The sequence below is a fragment of the Nitrospirillum amazonense genome, from assembly GCF_029594735.1.
Taxonomy (GTDB): domain Bacteria; phylum Pseudomonadota; class Alphaproteobacteria; order Azospirillales; family Azospirillaceae; genus Nitrospirillum; species Nitrospirillum amazonense.
In genome coordinates this window covers 1,491,350-1,511,890 of sequence record NZ_JARPAF010000002.1, presented here as the reverse complement: position 1 = coordinate 1,511,890, position 20,541 = coordinate 1,491,350, and the positions used below count along the sequence as shown (strand labels likewise).

Genomic DNA, 20,541 nt, shown 5'->3' with positions numbered 1-20,541 from the left:
CTTATGGCCATGGACGCCTCTGAAATCGAGCGCCTGATCCGGGAAGGCATTCCGGGCGCCGAGGTGCGTATCGAGGATCTGCGGGGCGACGGCGACCATTATGCCGCCTACGTCACCGCGGCGGCCTTCAAGGGCAAGAGCCGGGTGGCGCAGCACCAGATGGTCTACGCGGCCCTTGGCGGCCGCATGGGCAATGAACTGCACGCCCTGGCCCTGACCACGGCGGCCACGCAAGACTGATCCGCGAACATCGCGGGGCGATGCGCCGGCTATTCCCTCTGGACAGACGCCCGGCGCGCGCTCATTTATGATGGGTACACGTTGTTGGGTGAACCAAGCCGCCGCCAGCGGTATCATGGTCGCCAGCAACACCGGCCCCGTTTGGCCGGCTTGGTTAGACCGCCGACCATCTTCCCCGCGTGAGGAAGGCGGCCCCGGCACCAGAGGATCGATCGTACATGGACAAGACCGTCGAAGAGCGCATCCGCCGCGACATCACCGAAAACGACGTCGTGCTCTACATGAAGGGCACCCCCGTTTTCCCGCAGTGCGGCTTCTCCGCCGCCGTCGTGCAGGTGCTGAGCCACCTGGGCGTGAAGTTCAAGGGCATCGACATCCTGGTCGACCCGGCCCTGCGCCAGGGCATCAAGGAATTCACCAACTGGCCCACGATCCCGCAGCTGTATGTGAAGGGTGAGTTCGTGGGCGGTTGCGACATCATCCGGGACATGTATGAATCGGGTGAGCTGGTGCAGCTGCTGGCCGAGAAGGGCGTCGCCGCCCAGGCCGCCGCCTGATCACCCAGGGCTGAAAATTGACGAAGGGCCGCCCCGGGATGCCGGGCGCGGCCCTTTCGCTTTAAGCACGCTGGAATGCCGCCTGACGCGGTCGCGGCGCCGTCCCTTTATGGAACACCAGGCCCTTAATGAAACATCAGATAGATGATGATCAGGACGGGTAACGGCACCCCCAGCAGCCATAACAGCCCATATCGCATCGCCGCGATCTCCTTGTATTTTGGTTCTCGATCTCTCAGTTCTTGAGAGCGGCCCCACAAGACTGGGCCAACGCCGACTGAAACCTCGCGAAGCCGGGTTTTGTTCCAGGTGACGGCAATGAGAGTGTCGGAACAAAGATGGGGCGCGCCCCGTTTAAGTCGGGCTCGCCCCCAATCGCGGAGACACCGATGGCGAAGAACGCCTGGATGCGCAATGGCTTCGACAGTTGGCTGCTGGGCATGGAAGCCTTGCAGGTCATCACCCTGCGCACCATGAAACTGGCGGCCGGCGGAGCCGCGGCGCAGACGGAGGCGCAACGCATGATCAGCGAAAAGATCGCCGCCGGCCTGGACCTGCAGATGCGGGCGCTGACCGGCGGCCTGGGCGCCACCGCCGATGGCGCCGCCGCCAAGGTGCTGGCCCATTACCGCCGCAAGGTGCGCGCCAACCGCCGGCGCCTGAGCAAGGCCGCCAGCTGATCCCCTGCCATCCTATCCATGGCATCCCACCCAGGGCATCCCGCCCGGGGCTCCTACCCGGGGCGGCGCCCCCGCAGCCGGTCCCAGCCCTTGCCCGCCTCACGCAGCACGCTGTACCAGCGCTCCCGCAGGCGCCACATCAGGGTGGGCTGGCTGGGCGCCTCCAGATACCCCAGGGACAAAAGCGTGGGCTCGATCAAGCGCACCACCTGGCGCCGCTGCCGGCGGTGGCGATGGTGCTTGCCGATCGCCCCCTTGCGCACGGAGGCGGACCGCCTCATCAGCGCGGCCTCGTCCGCCCCCTGCCCCATGAAGGTCAGGATGCGGCGGGAGGTGGGGATGAAGTCCTGGCACAAATCCTCGTACCGGACCTCCAGGTAGCGTTCCTGCAGCATGGCGCCGTAGGTACGCCCCACCTCCACCGAATTCATCCAGTGCAGGGCGTTATAGACGTGCGGCCGGCGGACATAAGCGCGATTGGTCATGGACAGGCCGCGCCAGCCCTGGATGTCGCCATTATTGAAGTAGACCTTGCGCCAGAAGCGGGCCTGAGGCGGCACATGGTCACTGAAGGCCACGTCCAGCCCATCGCGCAGCAGGTGGATGAAACGCGCCTCGGGGAAGACGGCGGCGATGATGGGGACGATGTAGGTCGTCTCGCACAGCTTCCAGCCCCAGGGCGAATAGCCGTCATAGCCCGCCAGATGCTCCATCATCGCAGTGACGAACAGGGCCTCCAGGTCGGTGGGCCATTCCTGATCCCACAGCGCGTGGTAATCGGGGTAATAGTCCTCCACCAGCCGCTCGACCAGGGGCAGAATGGCCATGGCGTCGTTGGACTCGTTCAGCTTGCCGCCGATGAACACGCCCTGGTCGTCCAGCATCTGTGCCAGCAGCCGGCTGCCGGAATGCGACTTGTTATAGACGATCACCGGCGCCGGCAAATCAGCGAAGCGCCGCCGCAGCCGTTCTATCGTGCCAACCTGACTGTGGACAGGCCGGGCGCGGGGGGACACCGGGGCACCGGCACGACTTTGACTGTCCCAATTCTTGGCATAGGCGTTCGACAAGACCAAATCCCCATTACAGTGATTGGGCGAACAGCACCGTCCACGGATCAATCCAGGCTGGGATGCGTCCACAAGTCACAGGTTCTCTTCGTGACTTTCCTGTTACGTTTGGAGATTAAAGATCCTGCTTTCATTTGTGATCAAGGGGCGGATTCTTCCGTCTAGGATTCCAGTAACCCGGCCATCCATTAGATATACACGAAGCACGACCATCGTTATAGGTTACACAAAATAAAACTATCCATATTTGCAAACATTATTTAATTTGGCCTAGGCCTTGGTCTGAACGCTGCCACATCCTTCCACCCAGGCGTGCACACGTCCGCCAACGCAAAGCCAGCAGGTTTAATTTTTTGGATAGGATAATGGCGGGCGGGCAGCCTCCGCCCAGGCATCTCTCAAGCGCAGGGCCGAGCTGCCAACAGGCGCAGAAGTCCGCCGGCGGGCAGACGGAACGCGGGGTTAAGGAACGCAGGACTATTTGCCGGGAGGCGGTTCCCAGAGCTCGACCCGGTTGCCTTCCGGATCCATGACCCAGCCGAAGCGGCCGAATTCGCTCTGCTCCACCCGCTCATCCACGGCGGCGCCGAAGGCCCGCAGTTGCGCCAACATGGCATCCAGGTTGTCCACCCGGAAATTGATCATGAAGGGCGCCGTGGACGGGGCGAAGTAGGTGCTGTCCTCGGGGAACAGGCTCCACGCGGTGGTGCCCGGCCGGTCGGGGCGCTGCCCCTCCGGCCAGCTGAATTTGGCGCCGGCGAAATACGGGCTGAGCGGAACACCCAGGGCGTCGCGGTACCAGGCGCTCAACGCCTTCACATCCCGCGCCTTCATGAAGACGCCGCCAATGCCCGTGACCCGTTCCATGCCGCTCCCCCGCTGGCCCTGCCGGCCTCTGCTGGTGTGATGGCGCAGCATCGCATTGCCACAACCAAAAGAAAAGGCCACGCCCCGGATGGTCGCGCGGCAAAGAGGCGCGGGGCGGCGGGTATCCACCCGTCGCCCTGACCTAAATCAAGGCCCCCGCCCCGGCATCGCGGCACACTACCACCGCCTGAATACCGCATCCGCCCCGGTGCCATGATGCCGCGTGACCCAGTTCCGACCGTCGGATTGTCCGCCACGGAAGCGGCACGGCGCCTGGCAGCCGAGGGCTACAACGAACTGCCCCGGCCGGACAGGCGCCCCTTCCTCCGCATCCTGCTGGGTATCCTGGCCGAACCCATGTTCGGCCTGCTGGTGGCCAGCGCCCTTATCTACCTGGTGCTGGGCGACCTGCGCGAAGGCCTGATGCTGCTGGCCTTCGCCACCGCGTCGGTCGGCATCGCCGCCGCCCAGGAAAGCCGGAGCGAGCGGGTGCTGGACACGCTGCGCACCCTGACCAGCCCCCGGGCCCAAGTGCTGCGCGATGGCGCGCGCGTCCGCATTCCGGGACGGGAGGTGGTGCCCGGCGACATCGTGTTCCTGGAGGAAGGCGACCGGGTGCCGGCCGACATCCACCTCCTGTCCGCCCAGGATCTGGAGGTGGATGAATCCCTGCTGACCGGGGAATCCGCGCCGGTGCGCAAACGCCCCGGCGGCCCGGACGACGCTGCCGCCGCCCCGGGGGGCGACGACCTGCCCCTGGCCTTTTCCGGCACCCTGGTGGTGCGCGGCCGTGGGTGCGGCGCCACCGTCGCCACCGGCCGTCGCAGCGAAATCGGCAAGATCGGTCTGGCCCTTGGAGGCATCCATCCGGAGCCCACCCGGCTGAACCGGCAGACGCGCCGCCTGGTCCGCGGCGTGGCCGTGGCCGGACTGGCCGTCAGCGTCCTGGTCATGGTGCTTTACGGCCTGGCGCGGGGAAGCTGGCTGCAAGGCGCGCTCGCCGGATTGGCCGTGACCATGTCGATGATCCCGGAGGAGTTCCCCCTGGTGCTGACCGTGTTCATGGTCATGGGGGCGTGGCGCCTGTCGCGGGCGCGGGTGCTGACCCGCCGCGCCGCCGCGATCGAGGCGTTGGGCGCCGCCACGGTGCTGTGTACGGACAAGACCGGAACCCTGACGCAAAACCGCATGGCCATCGCCGAGATGCGGAACGCCGGCGACTTGGCGCGACGCCTGACGCCCGGTGATACAGAGGCCGCCGCCACCCGCACACTGGTGTGGCATGGCATCCTGGCCAGCGCCCCCAACCCGTTCGATCCCATGGAGCGCGCCTTCCGCGACTTGGGCGAACGTCTGGGCCTGCATCCGCCGGAGCCCTCCTGGGTCCTGGTGCGGGAACACGGGCTGGAGCCGGGCCTGCCGGCGGTGACCCAGGTCTGGCAGCCGCCGCAGGGCGGGGCCATCGTGGCGGCCAAGGGCGCGCCGGAGGCGGTGGCGGCGCTGTGCCGGCTGGACCCGCGCGCGCATGCGGCGATGCTGCGCGCTGTGGACGGCCTGGCCCGCGACGGCATGCGCGTGCTGGCCGTCGCCGGCGGCGAAACGCACAGCCCGCTGCCCGCCGACCGCCGCGACTATCCTTGCCACCTGCTGGGCCTGGTGGGTTTCAGCGATCCGCTGCGGGCGGAGGTGCCGGCGGCGGTGCGGGATTGCCTGTCGGCGGGCGTCCGCGTGGTGATGATCACGGGGGATTATCCCGAAACCGCCCGCGCCATCGCCGTCCAGGCCGGCCTGCCCGACGGCCCCCTGGTCACCGGGGCGGAACTGGACGGCCTGCCGCCCCGGGAACAGGCGGCGCGCATCCGGGGGGCCGCCCTGTTCGCCCGCACCCGCCCCGCGCACAAGCTGGCGATCGTGAAGGCCCTGCAGGCGGACGGCCAGATCGTGGCCATGACCGGGGACGGCGTGAACGACGCGCCATCGCTGAAGGCGGCGGACATCGGCATCGCCATGGGCGGCCGTGGCACGGATGTCGCGCGCGAGGCGGCGTCCCTGGTGCTGCTGGACGACGACTTCGGGTCCATCGTCCACACCATCCGGCTGGGACGGCGCATCTATGACAACCTGCGCAAGGCCATGGGGTACATCCTGGCGGTCCACGTGCCCATTGCCGGCCTGGCGCTGCTGCCGCTGGCGCTGGACCTGCCGCTGCTGCTGACCCCCGTGCACATCGCCTTCCTGGAAATGGTGATCGACCCCGTCTGCTCCATCGTCTTCGAAGCGGAACGGTCGGAGGCGGACATCATGCGCCGGCCACCCCGCCCGCCGGGCAGCACCCTGTTTTCCCGCGCGCTGGTGCTGTGGAGCCTGGCCCAGGGCATCGTCGCCTTCGCCGTCGTGGCGGTGCTGTTCATGGCGGCCTTGAACGGCGGCATGCCGGCCGACCAGGCCCGCGCGCTGGCCTTCGTCGCCCTCATGCTGATCAATTTCGGCCTGGTGCTGGTCAACCGCTCCTTCGCGGCGTCGCCGCTGACGGCGCTGCTGCGGCCCAACACCGCGCTATGGACGGTGCTGGCGGTCATGGGCGCGGTCATGGCGGCCACCCTCGCCTGGCCGCCCGCGGCCGCCCTGTTCGCCTTCGGGCCCCTGCATGCCGACGACCTGGCCGTGGCCTTCGCCGCCGCCGTCGTCATGGTGCTGGCCCTGGAGATGGTGAAGCCCCTTTGGGCCGATCACCTGCGCCGTTGACCTGGAAGGAGGAAACAGATGGATCGCACACCCTTGGCCGAGTACGGCGGCGCCATGAAGGGGTTCCACTGGTTGGTGGTGGCCCTGCTGGTGGTGCAATACGCTTTGGGCTGGACCATGCCGGAGCTGCGCCGCGGCATGCCGCCGGAGGGCCTGGTCAACCTGCACCTGTCCTTCGGCGTGGCCATCGGCGCGATCATGGCCCTGCGCCTGGCCTGGCGGGTGCTGACGCCCCAGCCGCCGGCCAATTCCAGCCTGCCCCGCTGGCAGCATAGGGCGGCGACGGCCGTCCACGGCCTGCTGTACCTGCTGGTCTTCGCCCTGGTGCTGACCGGATGGGCCGACGCGTCGCGGCGCGGCTGGCCCGTGACCCTGTTCGGCATCCTGGACCTGCCGGCCCTGGTGGCCACGGGCTCCACCGTCGGCCGGGCCTTGGGCGAAGTGCATGAAACCCTGGTGACCGTGCTGCTGCTCCTGGTCGGCCTGCACGTGGCCGCCGTGGCCGCCCATGTCGTGCTGTGGCGTGACCGGATCATGGACCGCATGACGCCCCGTCTCCGCCACCGGAGCTGATGGCCCGGGCCGCGCCAGCCGGGTCGCGCCAAAAGAAAAGGCCGCGTCCCGAGGGGCGCGGCCTGATCTTGTCGGTTCCCGGAGGACCCTGGATTAGCGCGAGTAGTACTCGACCACCAGGTTCGGTTCCATGGTCACCGGGTACGGCACGTCGGCCAGGTTCGGGGCGCGGACGAAGGTGCCCTTCAGCGCGCCGGTGTCGACCTGCACGTACTCGGGGATGTCGCGCTCACCCGAGGCGGCGGCCTCCAGGATGATGGCGAACTGCTTGGCCTTCTGACGGACCTCGATCACGTCGCCGTCCTTCACGCGGTAGGAGGCGATGTTCAGGCGCTTGCCGTTCACCAGGATGTGGCCATGGTTGATGATCTGGCGCGACGCGAACGGCGTCGGCGCGAACTTCATGCGGTAGACCACGGCGTCCAGACGACGCTCCAGCAGCTGGATCAGGTTCTCGCCGGTGTCGCCCTTGCGACGGACGGCTTCCTGGTAGATGCGGCGGAACTGGCGCTCGCCGATGTTGGCGTAGTAGCCCTTCAGCTTCTGCTTGGCCATCAGCTGCAGGCCGAAGTCGGACGGCTTCTTGCGGCGCTGGCCGTGCTGGCCGGGGCCGTATTCGCGGCGGTTGACCGGGCTCTTGGCACGGCCCCACAGGTTGACGCCAAGGCGGCGGTCAATCTTGTACTTGGACTCTAAACGCTTGCTCATCTCTAAGCTCCAGAGTGCCGCTGTCGCGGCTTGTTGTCCCGGTAGTTCCATGGCGCCCCTATCCGGCAACAATCCGGATCGGAACCCATGGACGGGGACAAGGGGAGAGATCCCCCGGACCCACCTTCCCGGGAAGGGAAGGCCGGCACTATAAGCACGACGCCGGCCAAGTCAACGGAAACCGCAGCCCATGCACCGGCGCCGGCCGCAGGCGGCCCATGCGACGCCCGTTTAGCGGATCGTGCGGAAGGAGGGCAAGAGGCGCTTGCACCGGACCTTGGGTCCGGTTCTACGCTGGCCTTATGGACCAGAGAAAGCCCCCCGCCACCGCCGGCCTCGGCCCCGGCGACGTCGCCGCCAAACTGGGCGTCACGCCCAAGGCGTTGCGCGTCTATGAACGCGCCGGCCTGCTGACGCCCGAACGGCGGGCCGGCGGCTGGCGCCGCTATACCCGCGAGGACTTGGCACGGCTGCACCAGATCCTGGCGCTGAAAGGCCTGGGCCTGTCGCTACGCCAGATCGGCGAGGTGCTGGCCGGGCATGGCGCCGATCTGGCCCAAATCGTGGACCTGCAAAGCCGCCATCTGGAGAAGCAGATCGCGGCGCTGCGCCAGCGCCTGGACGCCGTGACGCACGCCCGTCAGCGGCTGGCGGCGGGCGAGCTCCTGTCGGTGGATGAACTGATCAACCTGGCCCGCCAGGCCACCGCCCCCCAGACGCTGACCACCGACGACGTGCGCCGCCTGCTGACCGAGTTGGCGGAGGGCCGGGGCCTGGAGCCGGAGATCGCTCGCCTGCGCGTGTCGATGGCGGAACGGCTGATGGGCACGGGCGTGGACCTGCCCACCTTGCGCCACCGCATCTCGCAGGCGCTGACCACCGCCGACCGCCTGCGCCAGGCCAACCACACCGCCGCGTCACCAGCCGTGCGGGAACTGGCGCGGGAGTGGCGGGAGATCGTGGCCCTGGTGGGGGAAGCCGACGGCGAGGCGCTGTCCGCCACCTTCGGAACCGACATGCGGCAGCTGGCCCAGGACTTCCAGACCGCCTCCCCCCTGTCGGCCGCCTTCGCCTTCCTGACCGAAGCGTTGGCCACCACGCCGCCCACGACCTTGCCGGGAGAGAAAGCATGACCCGACGCAGCCGCCTGGCCTTATCCGCCCTGCAATACCTGCTCGCCTATCTGCTGGCCAGCGGCGCCGACATCTGGACGACGTTGTTGGCATTGCGCGCCTATGGCGTCCATGAGGGCAACAGCTTCCTGGCGTCGCCGGACGGCCTTGCCCTGGCGCGATCCTGGATCGCCACCGGCCTGGGCGCCGCCTTCCTGACCGCACTCTATCTCTTCGGCATCGCACACGCCCATGACGTGGAACCGCACTGGTTGCGCCGGCCCCGACGCTCCTTCCTGCGATTCTACGTCAACCCGTGGCGACGGTTGGACCGCGCCCCCCTGCATGCCATCGCCTATGCCCAGGCCTTCGTGGCCCTGCGCGGGCTCGCCGCCGCCAACAACTGGAGCTTGGCGGAGAACGGCCCCGGCCCACTGGGCGACCTGGTGGGCTGGTGCGCACGGCAGTTGGGCAGCATGCCCGGCTACACCCTGGCCATCGGCGGCGTCTACCTGCTGCTGACCCTGGCCGTGACGCCACTGGCCGTCGCCACCGTGCGCCTGGCAATGGAAGATCTGCCGCGCCCGTCACCACGCGGCGACAGGGCGCGCCTGGCCCAGGGATGATGGCCCAGGGATGATGGCCCAGGGATGATGGCCCAGGGATGATGGGACGGTTGGCTATTCCGCCGCGCGGCGGGCGGCATCCTGGAACGCCAAGGTGCGCGCGGCTTGCAGGATGGGGCCGGGCTCCGTCCGCGCCAGCCAATCCGGGGTGACGTCGGCGTAGCGCACCACCCCGTCGCGGTCCAGCAGCAGCACCGCGGGCATGGGCAGGTCCCAGGTGCCGGTGCCCGTGACCTCCCCCAGCGAGGTGCCCTTGGCCAACTGGCTGGCCTGGGAGGCGGCGTTGGCGGTGAAGACGATGCCCAGGCGGCGGCCCAGGGTGTTGTCGCGGTCGCTGGCGACGGTGAAGGTCAGGTCGTGGCGGCGTTTGATCTCCACCAGCCGCTCCGGCACCTGGGGACTGACCGCCACCAGCTGGATGCCCAGGGCGCGCAAGCCCGGCTCCAGATGGCGCTGGTAGTAGGGCAGCGCGATGTTACAGGCGGGACAGGTGGCGAAGCGGAAGAAGACCAGCGCCACCGGCCCCCGGGCCAGCAGCGCGCCCAGGTGCAGCGTGCCGCCCTCCACATCCTGCAGCACCTCGCCCACCAGCCGGTCGCCCGGCCGCACGAAGGCGCTGCGATCCGCCGTCTCCACCAGTTCACGCCGCTGGTCGATGTTGATCTGCAGCTGGGCCGGATCCATGGTCGCCACCCGGTGGGCGTGCAGATCGGCGAACAGCTGGGTCAGGGTGGGTTCGGCGGATTGGATCATGGACGGGCTCCCAGGTTTGACGGTTGCCGCCACTGTGCCAGCGACGGACTCTTGAGAAACCCGAGTAATCCTTGAGCGTCTTATTGGCCGGGATGAAGTGCCCGCCTCAATGGCCCTGGGCCCGCTGGCGCTCAATCTCTTTCAGTTCCATCTCTGCCAGGGCATTGCCGGGCAGCACCTTGAGACAGCGCTGGTAGGTCGCCTCGGCTTCATCCAAGCGGCCCATGGCGACGTAGGTGCTGCCCAGACCATAAAAGGCGTCGGCCGTTTCCTGCGGTCTGGTTTCCGGTGGCGACAGGTCGGCGGAGTCCACCGCCGCCTGGTAGGCCTCCTGTGCCTGAGGCAACATGCGCTGGGCCTTGTACGCGGCCCCCAACTGCAGCAGGACAGCGGCGTTGGCGGGCGACAGGGCCCGCGCCCGCTCCAGCCCCACCTGCGCTCCCGCCGGGTCATCCAGTATCATCAGTTCCCGGGCCCGGTAGACATAAGCCAGGACCAGTCCCGCCTCCACCACCCGTGCCGGCTGATGCGCCCGCAGGGCGTCCTTCATGTAGCGGGCAGCCTCTTCCATGCTGCGGGCACAGTAGAGGCGCCCCGGCACCGCCTTGTAGCGCCGTTCATAAGCGTTGATGACCGGATTGAAATAGCCATCCACCGCCCGCCGGGCATCCCCCGCCCGCACCGCCAAAAGCCCCTCCAGCAAGGCCTTGCCCAATACCGGGTCAGGGGTCAGATCGGCGGTGGGCAAGGAAGGGGCGACCGACGGTGCTTTGACTGGCGGGGCGGTCGTCCCACCCGCCGGCGGCCCGGCGCAGGCGGCACAAGCCAGCAGGGCCAGGATCGGCAAGGGGTGGCTGGTACCGCCCCGCATCTTCAATGAACCTGCGCCTGCTTGGCCTTCTGCTGCGTCACATAGTCCAGCTCGTGCTGGGCGTAGGCGTCCTGCGGGTTCTTCGCCAGGCACTGCTTGTAGATGGCCTCGGCCTCATCCAGCTTGCCGGTCTCGGAGTAAATGAAGGCGATGCCATGCAGGGCCACCTGCTCCTCTTTTTCCTTACTTTGAGCGAAGACGGCGGAATGCTCTTTCGCCGCTTGATACGTCTCCAACGCCAGGGGCCAGTTCTTCTCCGACTTATAGATGTTGGCCAGCTCGTTCAGATAATGAGGGTTATACGGTGACAGGTCGCGGGCCCGCTCCAGACTAGCCTTGGCAGCGTCCAGATCTTTCAGTTCCACGAGGGAGAAGCCTTTGAAGAAATAGGCGGCGCCCCAGGTGTTTGGCACGGCGTGAGCCGATTTCGTCGGTTTCTGGCTGGCCGCCAATAGCATGTACGCCAGAATCTCGGCAGGGCTGCTACCGCAGTACAGCCTGTCCGGGTTGTCTTTGTAACGGACCTCATAAGTGGCGATCACTTGGTCGAAGAACGCGATGGCTTGGCGCGGCTGGCCAGAGCGCATGAGTTGCACCCCTTCGCCGATGACGCGCAGCATGGCTTGGTCTTCAGCCTCTTCCGCAGCCTTCTTGGAATCAGCGGGCTTGGGATCAACGGGTGCTGGCGCCGCCTGGCCTTGGGCGGGGATTTGAACGGGCGGAGCGGTCTCTTGATCCTGTGCCCATGCGGAAGCAGTCGAAAAGGCCAGACCCGTCATCAACAGAACAGCAAACACCCCGGCGCGCATCGCTCCCCCCATCCCCATCCCATGCGATCGTCGCACGTTGGCGATCATTCTATCAGGACGATTGCGACACACCAGGGGCGCAACTCCAGAGGCGCGCCAAATCCTATTTCCCGGCCGCATACACTTTTTTGCCGTCCACCCAGGTGGACAGCGGCTTGATGTCGGCGATCTGGCGCGGGGCCACGGTCAGGGGATCGGCGCTGAGGATGACGAAGTCGGCGCGCAGGCCGGGCTTCAGGGCGCCCACCTCCCCTTCCATGAAACCGGCGTAGGCGGCGTCGCGGGTGAAGCCGGCCAGCGCCTCCTCCCGCGTCAGCTTCTGGTCGGGCAGCCAGCCGCCCGGGGGCTGGCCGGCCAGGTCCTGGCGGGTGACGGCGGCATAGAGCCCCAGCATGGGGTTCACCTTCTCCACCGGGAAGTCGGAGCCCAGGGCCAGGCGCGCGCCGGCGTGGCGCAGGCTCTGCCAGGCATAGGCGCCGGCCAGCCGATCATGGCCCAGGCGCTTTTCCGCCCACGGCATGTCCGAGGTGGCGTGGGTGGGCTGCATGGAGGCGATGACGCCCAGCTGGGCGAAGCGCGGGATATCATCCAGGGTCAGGATCTGGGCATGCTCCACCCGCCAGCGGTGGTCGCTCTTGGCGTCGGCGCCCAGTACCTTGGCGTAGGTGTCCAGCACCAGGCGGTTGCCGCCGTCGCCGATGGCGTGGGTCGCCACCTGAAGGTGGCAACCCTTAGCCTTGGCCACGATGCGGGGATAGTCGGCGGGGTTGGTGACGTAGATGCCGCTGTTGCCGGGATCGTCGCTGTAGGGGCGCAGCAGCTTGGCGCCCCGGCTGCCCAGCGCGCCGTCCATGTACAGCTTCACCGCCCGCATGCGCACCCGGCCGGTGGGGTCGGTATAGCCGCCGTTTTGGCTGCACAGCCAGGCCAGCGCCTCATGGTCGCCGTCGGCCATGGTGTAGAGGCGCACCGGCACCTCCCCCTTGGCGGCCATGTCCTGCAGCACGCGGAAGGACTGCAGGTCGATGCCCGGCTCATGCGCGCCGGTCAGGCCCAGCGACACCATCTCGGCGAAGGCCAGCTTATAGTTCTGGCGTATCTGCTCATCGGTGCGCGGCGGCAGGGCCTCGGTCAGCAGGTCCATGGCGTTGTCGATCAGCACGCCGGTGGCCTTCTTGCCCTTGCGCACGATGCGGCCGCCTTGCGGCTGCCAGCTGCCGTCCAGGCTCTTGGCCCTGGGTTGCGCCGCCATGACACGCAGCGCGGCACTGTTGACCCAGACGGCGTGGCCGTCGATACGCTCCAGCCGCACCGGCCGGTCGGGGAAGGCGGCGTCCAGGTCGGCGGCGGTGGGGAAGGCCTTGTCCGCCCAGCGATTCTGGTCCCAGCCCCAGCCCTGCAGCCAATCGCCGGGCGGCAGCTTGGCCGCCTGCGCCTTAAGGCGGGTGAGGATCTCGGCCTTGCTGGTGCTGCCCGACAGGTCTGCGGTCAGCAGCGCCGCCCCCTCCTCCTGCACATGGCCGTGGGCGTCGATCAGGCCGGGCACCACGGGGGCGCCGCCGGCATCCACCGTGGCGGCGCCGGGATAGCGCTGGGTCAGGTCCGCCGTCTCCCCCACCGCCAGCAGGATGCCGCTCTCATCCCAGGCCAGGGCGCTGGCCGTGGGGTGGGCGGCATCCTCGGTATGGATGAGGGCGTTGACCAGCAGGGTGGGCGCGGCCCATGCCTGGCCCCCCATTGGGCCCCCCAACGGGCCGGTCAGCAGCGCCAAACCAGAGACCGCCGCCGCGACCCGTCCCATTCGCATCATGATCCCCATCCCCTTGGTTTCATTGCCGCCAAGGGTACAGGGGATTTTCTTGCGGTCAAATTCTAGAGGAAGGGCTCCACCGCCGCCAGGAAGGCCTTGGGCGTCTCGATCATGGGGGCGTGGCCGCTGTCGGGGATGGTGACCAGCTTGGCCCCCGGAATGCCGTCGGCGTAGAACTGGCCATCCGCCGGGGGCAACAGCTTATCCTCCGCCCCCCAGACCACCAGGGTGGGGATGGTGATGTCCTTCAGCCTGCCATCCACCGTCTCGTTCAGCAGCGCGGGGTTGCTGTAGACGGCGTGGATGGTCCAGGCGTCGCCCTTGGACAGGCTCCAGGCGAAGCCGCGCTTCAGGGCCGCCGGCCCGGTGGACCAGCGCGGGTCATGGAAGATGGCGCCCAGCATGGCCTTCTGCCCCGCCAGCGAGGCGGCGGGGGGCGGGGCGTCGGCGCCCGCCGGCTTGGGGCCAAAGGCCTTGGCCATGGTGTCATGCCGGCCGGCGGCGTCACACAGGACCAGCCGCGACGGCTTGGGCAGGGCGAAGGCGGGATCGGCGGCGATGCCGTCCAGGGCCTGGATGGTGTATTGCGCCGAAATCCAGCCGCCCAGGGATTCGCCCATCAGGGTGAAGTCCGTCACCTTCTTCTGCCGCAGGAATTCGCCCAGGAAATCCACCCAGGTCTGGATGGCGTAGTCGATCATGGGCTTGTCCGAGGCGCCGAAGCCCAGTTGGTCCAGCGCCAGCACGTGGTGGGTCTTGGCGAGGTCGGCCATCACCTTGCCCCAGTCGCCCTGCGCGCTGCTGCCCAAACCGTGGACCAGCACCAGGGTCGGGCCCTGCCCCGCCTCGTAATATTTGATGGAGGCGCCGAACAGCTGGATGGTCTGCGCCTCGCTCTTCGCCGCCCGTCCGGCGGTGGCGGGTTGCGCGGCATCGGCCGCGTGCCCATCCCCCGGCGCCATAAAGGGCGCCATCGCCAAGGCTGCCGCCAGCATCGCCGCCCGTATCATCGTCCCTGACCGCATTGCCTTCCCCGTATCGTTGGCCGACCCGTCGGCGTAGGAGCACCAGGGTGCCTCCCTTCCCCCCAAAACAGCAAGACCGGTCAGGACGGGGATGTCGGCATTGGTCATAGTGCCGGCATGAGCCAGCACACCCCCGACCGCCTCGCCGACCTCTTGTCCTGGATCGAGGACAATTTGGACCAGCCGCTGACGCTGGACGGCATCGCCGCGCGCATGGCGCTGTCGCCCTACCATTTCTCCCGCCTGTTCACGGCCCGCATGGGGCGCAGCGTCATGGCCTACGTTCGTGGACGGCGGCTGGTCAAGGCGGCGCGGCGCCTGACCCGCGAGCCGGAGGTGCGCCTGATCGACCTGGCGTTCGATTGCGGCTTCGACTCCCAGGAAGCGTTCACCCGCGCCTTCGGGCGCCTGTTCGGTGTCTCGCCCGGCCGGTTCCGGCAAGGCTACTCCGCCATCCCCTTTGAAGGACAATATCCCATGAGCCTGCCCGACAGCACCGATGTCGATGTCATCCGACTGCCCGACCTGGTTTCCCTGGACGCCTTCACCGTCGCCGGCCCGTCGCGGCGCTTCGACGGCGCCACCAAGGCCACCATCCCCCAGCTCTGGCCGGCGCTGATCGGCGCCCTGCCCTTCGCGGGACAGGAACCCAGTTGGGCCACCTATGGCGTGGTGTGGGCAGCGGACCGCTCGGAAGGCAGCTTCGATTACATGGCCGGCGTGCGCGTCGCCCCGGACGCCACGCCGCCGGCGGGGTTCACCACCCTGCGCATCCCCGCCGCCACCTACGCCGTGTTCCGCATCACGTTGAACGGCGGCCCCCTGCACCCCCAGGTCAAGGCGGCCATGGCCCGCATCTGGGGCGAGTTGATCCCGGCATCGGGCCTGAGGGCGGCGGACAGCCCGGACTTCGAGCTTTACGACAGCGAATTCGCGCCCACCCGCCCCGGCGCCTTCATCGATTTCCACGTGCCCGTGGTCATGTGACGGGCGTGGGGATCAGTGCCCCTTCACCGGCCCGCCGTCCTTGCGCCGGCCGGTGAGGGCGGCGATCACCCCGTGCATCGTCCGCACCTCCTGCTCCGTCATGTGCGCCCGCTGCAGCATGTTGCGGATGTTGCGCACCATGCTGGGGCGCTTTTCCTCGCTGGTGTAGAAGCCGGTGGCGTCCAGCTCCAGCTCCAGGTGCTCGAACAGGTTGACCAGTTCTTCCTTGGTCGCGGGGCGGGAGTTGCCGGTGTAGAGCTGCCGCTCCGGCCCTTCATAGCCCGCCTGGAACCATTCGTGCGCCACCAGCAGCACGCACTGCGCCAGGTTCAGGGAGGAAAAGCCCGGGTTCAGCGGGATGGTGATGATGGTGTCGGCCAGCGCGATGTCGTCATTGACCAGGCCGGTGCGCTCCGGCCCGAACAGGATGCCGACGCCGCGGCCCACCTGGGCATGCGCCCGCATCTCCGTCGCCGCCTCGCGCGCCGTCAGCACGGTCTTGACCATGTAGCGGGGGCGCGCGGTGGTGGCGTAGACCTTCTGCAGGTCGGCGATAGCGTCCTTGGTGCTCTCGTACACGCGGGCCTGGTCCAGCACCAGGGTGGCGCCGGCCGATGCCGACACCGCCTTCTCGTTGGGCCAGCCGTCGCGCGGGTTCACCAGGCGCAGGTCGGTCAGGCCATGGTTCAGCATGGCCCGCGCCACGGTGCCGATGTTCTCCCCCAACTGGGGCTCCACCAGGATGACGGCCGGGCCTGCGCCCTCCTCCGTCCCTTCAGCCTGGGATTTGGCGAGCATACGGCGGTCGGTTCCACTCATGGCACTTGGGTCCTGAAACTGCTGGCGTCCCTCAGGCGGTGGGGACGGTGGCCCCCGCGCGGTAGAGACAATAGGTGATGCTGTCGAACAGCGCGTTGAACGACGCGTCGATGACGTTGGCCGATACCCCGACGGTAACCCAGGGGGCGCCGTCCGGCATCCGCGTTTCGATCATGACGCGGGTCACCGCCTTGGTGCCGTCCTGGGGGGTCAGGATGCGGACCTTGTAGTCGACCAGCCGCATCCCGTCCAGATGCGGGTAGGCGGGGATCAGGGCCTTGCGCAGCGCGGTGTCCAGGGCGTTCACCGGGCCGTTGCCCTCCGCCACCGTCATCAGGGCGTCGGCCACACCCGGCACCTCCAGCTTGGCGGTCGCCTCCGACAGGGTCACCAGCTGCCCCTGGGCGTTCCAGCGCCGCTCATCCAGCACGCGGAAGGAGATCAGGCGGAAATAGTCCGGCAGGGTGCCCAGCGTGCGCCGCGCCAGCAGTTCGAAACTGGCCTCGGCGCCGTCATAGGCGTAGCCCTCGAACTCCCGCCGCTTCACCGCCTCTACCAAGGCACCCACGCGCGGGTCGCCAGGCTCGATGCTGATGCCGACCTCGCGCAGGCGGGCCAGGACGTTGGAGCGGCCGGCCTGGTCCGACACCACGACGTGGCGCCGGTTGCCCACCGCCTCCGGCGGCACATGCTCATAGCTGGTGGGGTCCTTCTCCACCGCCGAGACGTGCAGGCCGCCCTTGTGGGCGAAGGCGCTTTCGCCGACATAGGCGGCATGGCGGTTGGGGGCGCGGTTCAGCCGGTCGTCCAGCAGGCGGCTGACATGGACCAGGCGGCGCATCCCCTCCTCGTCCACGCCGGTCTCATACCCCATCTTCAGGGACAGCGTGGGAATGAGGGAGATGAGGTTGGCGTTGCCGCAGCGCTCGCCCAGGCCGTTCAGGGTGCCCTGGATCATGCGGGCACCGGCGCGCACCGCCGCCAGACTGTTGGCCACGGCGTTCTCGGTGTCGTTGTGGCAATGGATGCCCAGCCGGTCGCCCGGGATGATCCGGGCCACGGCCGCCACGATGGCCTCCACCTCGTGCGGCAGGCTGCCGCCGTTGGTGTCACACAGCACCACCCAGCGCGCCCCGCCCTCATATGCCGCGCGCACGCAGGCCAGGGCGTAGTCCGGGTTGGCCTTGTAGCCGTCGAAGAAATGCTCCGCATCGAACAGCGGCTCGCGCCCCCGGGCGGACGTTTCCGCCACGCTGTCGCGGATCAGGTCCAGGTTTTCCCCGCGCGGGATGTTCAGGGCCACGTCGACATGGAAATCCCAGGTCTTGCCCACCAGGCAGACACCGGCGCCCGGCACCCCGTCCGTGGCGTTGAACAGCGCGTTCAGCCCCGGATCGTTGCCGGCGCTGCGCCCCGGGCGGCGGGTCATGCCGAAGGCTGTCAGCCGCGCCCGCTTGAAGCGGGGCGGATCAGCGAAGAAGGCGTCGTCCGTGGGGTTGGCCCCCGGCCAGCCGCCCTCGATATAGTCGATGCCCAACGCATCCAGTTCCCGCGCGATGGCCGCCTTGTCGGCCGCGGTGAAGTCCACGCCCTGGGTCTGCGCGCCGTCGCGCAGCGTGGTGTCGTATAGGTAGATGCGGGGGCGATCGGTCATAACCAGGCCAGATAACGTAATGGAGTTGCGACAATGGCCCATCGCACGCAACGAAGCAACCTTGGAAGCCCTCAAGGACGGACATGGCGGCCTTGTCGGACGCGGTGCGCCTTTATCCGGCGACACCGGGAGATGGATCGCAGGGACATTGGTAAAAACCGCCAGACGCCTCCGGATGTGATTGGCTGTGACACCCGGCGACACCTGCCGAATAGAATTAACCAATCAAATCGGTGAAACCTTACACAGGGTTCTTGCGTTCTTTTGTTCAACACCTATACTTTTTGCATAGGGAATTTCTAAGACCATCCTAGTTAATATCGAAAATTTTATCGAATTTACTCGCTCGAGCGGCCGCGCCTCCACCGCCTTGCTGTTTATTTGCTCCGTTCCGGCATCCGTCCCCTTTTCCAAGGAAACCGCCCATGACGCTTTGGCTGAACCTGTCGCTGCGCGCCAAGGTCCTCCTCTCCTTCCTGGCCGTCCTGATCCTCATGGCGGCCCTGGGCGGCACCTCCTTGTGGACCCAGGCCAGCCTGGGGCGGACGACGGACGCCCTGGCCGGCCAGGCACTGCCCAACGCCGTGCGGCTGGGGGAACTGATGGAAAGCCTGAACCGCTATCGCCGCCTGGAACTGCGTCTGGCACTGGCCGCCGCCGTGCACGATGCCGGCGATGTCAAAGGGGCGGAGGATGATTTCCCCAAGACCCGGGCGGCGGTGGAAACGGCTATTCGCGATTACGCCGCCAACATCAACGCCGACAGCCCAGACGGACACGCCCTGCGCACCTTCACCGAGGCTTGGCAGCGCTACACCGCCGCCACCGCCAAGCTGGTGGGCCTGATCGACGCGCATGACGATGCCGGCATGCAGAGCTTCGCCTCCGGCCCGCTGAAGGACGCTTTCCGCGCCGTGATCAGCCCCCTGACGGACACGCTGGAATGGAACGCCCGCCATGGGCAGGACCTGGCGCGGACGGCGAACGCCACCCGCGAGGCCGCACGCACCGCCGTGCTGGGGGCGCTGGCCGCCAGCCTGGCCTTGGGGCTGGTGGTTATCCTGGCCATGTCGCGCACTGTGGCCCGCCCCCTGACCGCGATGGCGGACGCGCTGGGCCGCTTGGCGCGCGGTGACCTGGAGGGGGCCGTGCTGGCCCGGCAGGAGCGGCGGGACGAGGTCGGCCTATTGGGCCGGGCGCTGTCCGTCTTCCGCGACAACGCCCTGGCCGTGCGGCGGCTGGAACAGGAACAGACGGCCCTGCGCACCCAGGCGGAGCGGGAGCGCAAGGCGGCCCAGGCCGCGGTGGCGGACGCTTTCGAGGCCCAGGTGGCCAGCCTGATCGATGCCCTGGCCGCCGCCGCCCGCGAGATGAAGGACACGGCGGAGTCCATGGCGGAGGCGGCGGGCGTCACCCGCGACCGCTCCAGCGCCGTCGCCGGCACCGCCCTGCAAACCTCGGCCAACGTGCAGATGGTCGCCACCGCGTCGGAGGAACTGGCCGCCACGGTGCAGGAGATCGCGCGCCAAGTCGAACGCTCCCGCCTGCAGGCCCAGGACGCCATCGCCGACTGTGCCGCCTCCACCGAGGTGGTGGGCCAGCTGCGGGACAGCACCAACCGCGTCACCGAGGTGGTTGAAATCATCGCCGGCATCGCCGCGCAGACCAACCTGCTGGCCCTGAACGCGACCATCGAGGCGGCGCGCGCCGGGGAGGCCGGCAAGGGCTTCGCCGTCGTGGCCGGCGAGGTCAAGGCGCTGGCGACGCAGACCGCCAAGGCGACCGAGGACGTGACCGCCCAGGTCCAGCGCATCCAGGGCTTGAGCGAGCGCACGGCCGCCGCCATCGCCGGCATGCAGAGCGCCATCACCGGCATGGCCGACATCGCCATGGCCATCGCGTCGGCCGTCGAGGAACAGACCGCCGCGACGCGGGAGGTCGCCCGCGGCATCAACGAAGCCGCCACCGGCACCGAGGACATGTCGCGCGACATCACCCAGGTCAGCGCCGCCGCCACCACCACCGGCAGCGCCGCCACCCAGATCAAGGGAACGTCCGGCAAGCTGGCGGAACACGCCGACGTGCTGACCGGCGCGGTGGAACGGTTTCTGGGGACGGTGCGGGCGGCGTGAGGGGGCCGGGAAGATGGGAGGGCGGCATGGACCTGTGGGCCTGACGCCGCCCGCCGGCGCTTGCTTATTCGACCTGACAGCCCTGCTGCTCGTAAGCGAAATCGCCGCTCTGCAGGGAGATCTTCATTTTGCAGGCCGAGGCCTGCACCGGGCGGATGGGGCCCAGGCAAACGGCGCCACTGGGCGTGAACGCCTCCAGATACCAGATGTGGCCGACATAGGTGACGAAGTCTGCCGTCTGCTTGGGCTGCAGCGTCGTGTAGTGCGTCAGGACGCCGTCAAATCCCGCCCACAGCACGTTGATCTGGCTGTTGGTGGTGTTCTGCAGGCTCAGGCCGGACTTCACGCGCGTCTGAGGCGACGGCTCCTGCTGATTATCACATTGCTGCGCACTGGCATACGAGGCGAACAGCAGGGGGAAAGCGAGGGCGCAGAAGAAAGCGAATTTACGCATGATCGATCTCCTCAATACTGATATTTTCATTACGCGTAAGCAAATAGCG

20 protein-coding genes are annotated in these 20,541 nt (G+C 68.1%); 9 read left to right on the top strand and 11 right to left on the bottom strand.

Going from position 1 to position 20,541, the window contains the following annotated elements:
• The first annotated feature begins 3 nt into the window (after window positions 1–3).
• From P5F91_RS12985 to P5F91_RS12975, 3 genes are all read left to right on the top strand, one after another.
• Window positions 4–240, top strand: coding sequence for a BolA family protein (locus P5F91_RS12985; protein WP_040846404.1), 237 nt, complete (start codon window positions 4–6; stop codon window positions 238–240).
• Between the two features lie 218 nt (window positions 241–458).
• Window positions 459–797 carry a Grx4 family monothiol glutaredoxin gene (gene grxD / locus P5F91_RS12980; protein WP_004272927.1) on the top strand — a complete coding sequence of 113 codons (339 nt, stop codon included), beginning with the start codon at window positions 459–461 and terminating at the stop codon, window positions 795–797.
• 389 nt (window positions 798–1,186) lie between these two features.
• Window positions 1,187–1,477, top strand: a complete 291-nt coding sequence (locus tag P5F91_RS12975) for a hypothetical protein (RefSeq protein WP_277907352.1) — start codon at window positions 1,187–1,189, stop codon at window positions 1,475–1,477.
• 53 nt (window positions 1,478–1,530) lie between these two features.
• Here the strand turns inward: P5F91_RS12975 and P5F91_RS12970 are convergent, their stop codons facing one another.
• Entirely contained in the window at window positions 1,531–2,547 is a 1,017-nt protein-coding gene (locus P5F91_RS12970; protein WP_277907351.1) for a sulfotransferase family protein, read from the bottom strand.
• A 477-nt stretch (window positions 2,548–3,024) separates the two neighbouring features.
• A complete protein-coding gene (locus P5F91_RS12965; RefSeq protein ID WP_004272924.1) occupies window positions 3,025–3,414 on the bottom strand; it encodes a VOC family protein in 390 nt (129 codons plus the stop codon).
• A gap of 246 nt (window positions 3,415–3,660) precedes the next feature.
• On the opposite strand from P5F91_RS12965, the gene P5F91_RS12960 reads away from it, so the two are divergent.
• The gene (locus P5F91_RS12960) at window positions 3,661–6,159 is read left to right on the top strand and encodes a cation-translocating P-type ATPase (protein WP_277907350.1); all 2,499 of its coding nucleotides are present in this window, start codon (window positions 3,661–3,663) and stop codon (window positions 6,157–6,159) included.
• 18 nt (window positions 6,160–6,177) lie between these two features.
• Window positions 6,178–6,732, top strand: a complete 555-nt coding sequence (locus P5F91_RS12955) for a cytochrome b (protein WP_211106859.1) — start codon at window positions 6,178–6,180, stop codon at window positions 6,730–6,732.
• Window positions 6,733–6,825: 93 nt separating this feature from the next.
• Here P5F91_RS12955 and rpsD read toward each other — a convergent pair whose 3' ends face one another.
• Window positions 6,826–7,440, bottom strand: coding sequence for a 30S ribosomal protein S4 (rpsD, locus tag P5F91_RS12950; protein WP_145609542.1), 615 nt, complete (start codon window positions 7,438–7,440; stop codon window positions 6,826–6,828).
• Between the two features lie 302 nt (window positions 7,441–7,742).
• Between rpsD and P5F91_RS12945 the strand changes: the two genes are divergently transcribed.
• On the top strand, window positions 7,743–8,573 hold the full coding sequence (locus tag P5F91_RS12945; RefSeq protein WP_186454615.1) for a MerR family transcriptional regulator: 831 nt from the start codon (window positions 7,743–7,745) through the stop codon (window positions 8,571–8,573).
• Window positions 8,570–9,178: a hypothetical protein gene (locus tag P5F91_RS12940; RefSeq protein ID WP_145609544.1), complete on the top strand. Its 609-nt coding sequence runs from the start codon at window positions 8,570–8,572 to the stop codon at window positions 9,176–9,178. The genes P5F91_RS12945 and P5F91_RS12940 overlap by 4 nt, the downstream gene beginning before the upstream one ends.
• Before the next feature lie 54 nt (window positions 9,179–9,232).
• On the opposite strand, the gene P5F91_RS12935 is transcribed toward P5F91_RS12940, so the two are convergent.
• The 5 genes from P5F91_RS12935 to P5F91_RS12915 all read right to left on the bottom strand — a co-directional run bounded on the left by P5F91_RS12935 (window position 9,233) and on the right by P5F91_RS12915 (window position 14,416).
• The gene (locus tag P5F91_RS12935) at window positions 9,233–9,931 is read right to left on the bottom strand and encodes a peroxiredoxin-like family protein (RefSeq protein WP_145609545.1); all 699 of its coding nucleotides are present in this window, start codon (window positions 9,929–9,931) and stop codon (window positions 9,233–9,235) included.
• Window positions 9,932–10,037: 106 nt separating this feature from the next.
• Window positions 10,038–10,802 carry a tetratricopeptide repeat protein gene (locus P5F91_RS12930; RefSeq protein WP_145609546.1) on the bottom strand — a complete coding sequence of 255 codons (765 nt, stop codon included), beginning with the start codon at window positions 10,800–10,802 and terminating at the stop codon, window positions 10,038–10,040.
• Window positions 10,803–10,804: 2 nt separating this feature from the next.
• Window positions 10,805–11,611 carry a tetratricopeptide repeat protein gene (locus P5F91_RS12925; RefSeq protein WP_277907349.1) on the bottom strand — a complete coding sequence of 269 codons (807 nt, stop codon included), beginning with the start codon at window positions 11,609–11,611 and terminating at the stop codon, window positions 10,805–10,807.
• Window positions 11,612–11,714: 103 nt separating this feature from the next.
• Window positions 11,715–13,349 (bottom strand): amidohydrolase, encoded by a 1,635-nt coding sequence (locus tag P5F91_RS12920; protein ID WP_277907348.1) that lies wholly within the window; start codon window positions 13,347–13,349, stop codon window positions 11,715–11,717.
• Window positions 13,350–13,483: 134 nt separating this feature from the next.
• Window positions 13,484–14,416, bottom strand: a complete 933-nt coding sequence (locus P5F91_RS12915) for an alpha/beta fold hydrolase (RefSeq protein WP_277907347.1) — start codon at window positions 14,414–14,416, stop codon at window positions 13,484–13,486.
• A 147-nt stretch (window positions 14,417–14,563) separates the two neighbouring features.
• Between P5F91_RS12915 and P5F91_RS12910 the strand changes: the two genes are divergently transcribed.
• Window positions 14,564–15,433, top strand: coding sequence for an AraC family transcriptional regulator (locus P5F91_RS12910; protein WP_277907346.1), 870 nt, complete (start codon window positions 14,564–14,566; stop codon window positions 15,431–15,433).
• 12 nt (window positions 15,434–15,445) lie between these two features.
• On the opposite strand, the gene P5F91_RS12905 is transcribed toward P5F91_RS12910, so the two are convergent.
• Both P5F91_RS12905 and cimA read right to left on the bottom strand, forming a co-directional pair.
• Entirely contained in the window at window positions 15,446–16,252 is an 807-nt protein-coding gene (locus P5F91_RS12905) for an RNA methyltransferase (protein WP_145609551.1), read from the bottom strand.
• Window positions 16,253–16,283: 31 nt separating this feature from the next.
• On the bottom strand, window positions 16,284–17,906 hold the full coding sequence (cimA, locus tag P5F91_RS12900; protein ID WP_277907345.1) for a citramalate synthase: 1,623 nt from the start codon (window positions 17,904–17,906) through the stop codon (window positions 16,284–16,286).
• 425 nt (window positions 17,907–18,331) lie between these two features.
• Here cimA and P5F91_RS12895 point away from each other — a divergent pair, with 425 nt between their 5' ends.
• Window positions 18,332–20,038, top strand: a complete 1,707-nt coding sequence (locus P5F91_RS12895) for a methyl-accepting chemotaxis protein (protein ID WP_145609553.1) — start codon at window positions 18,332–18,334, stop codon at window positions 20,036–20,038.
• Window positions 20,039–20,102: 64 nt separating this feature from the next.
• Here the strand turns inward: P5F91_RS12895 and P5F91_RS12890 are convergent, their stop codons facing one another.
• A complete protein-coding gene (locus P5F91_RS12890) occupies window positions 20,103–20,492 on the bottom strand; it encodes a VHL beta domain-containing protein (protein WP_186454617.1) in 390 nt (129 codons plus the stop codon).
• Between the last annotated feature and the right edge of the window lie 49 nt (window positions 20,493–20,541).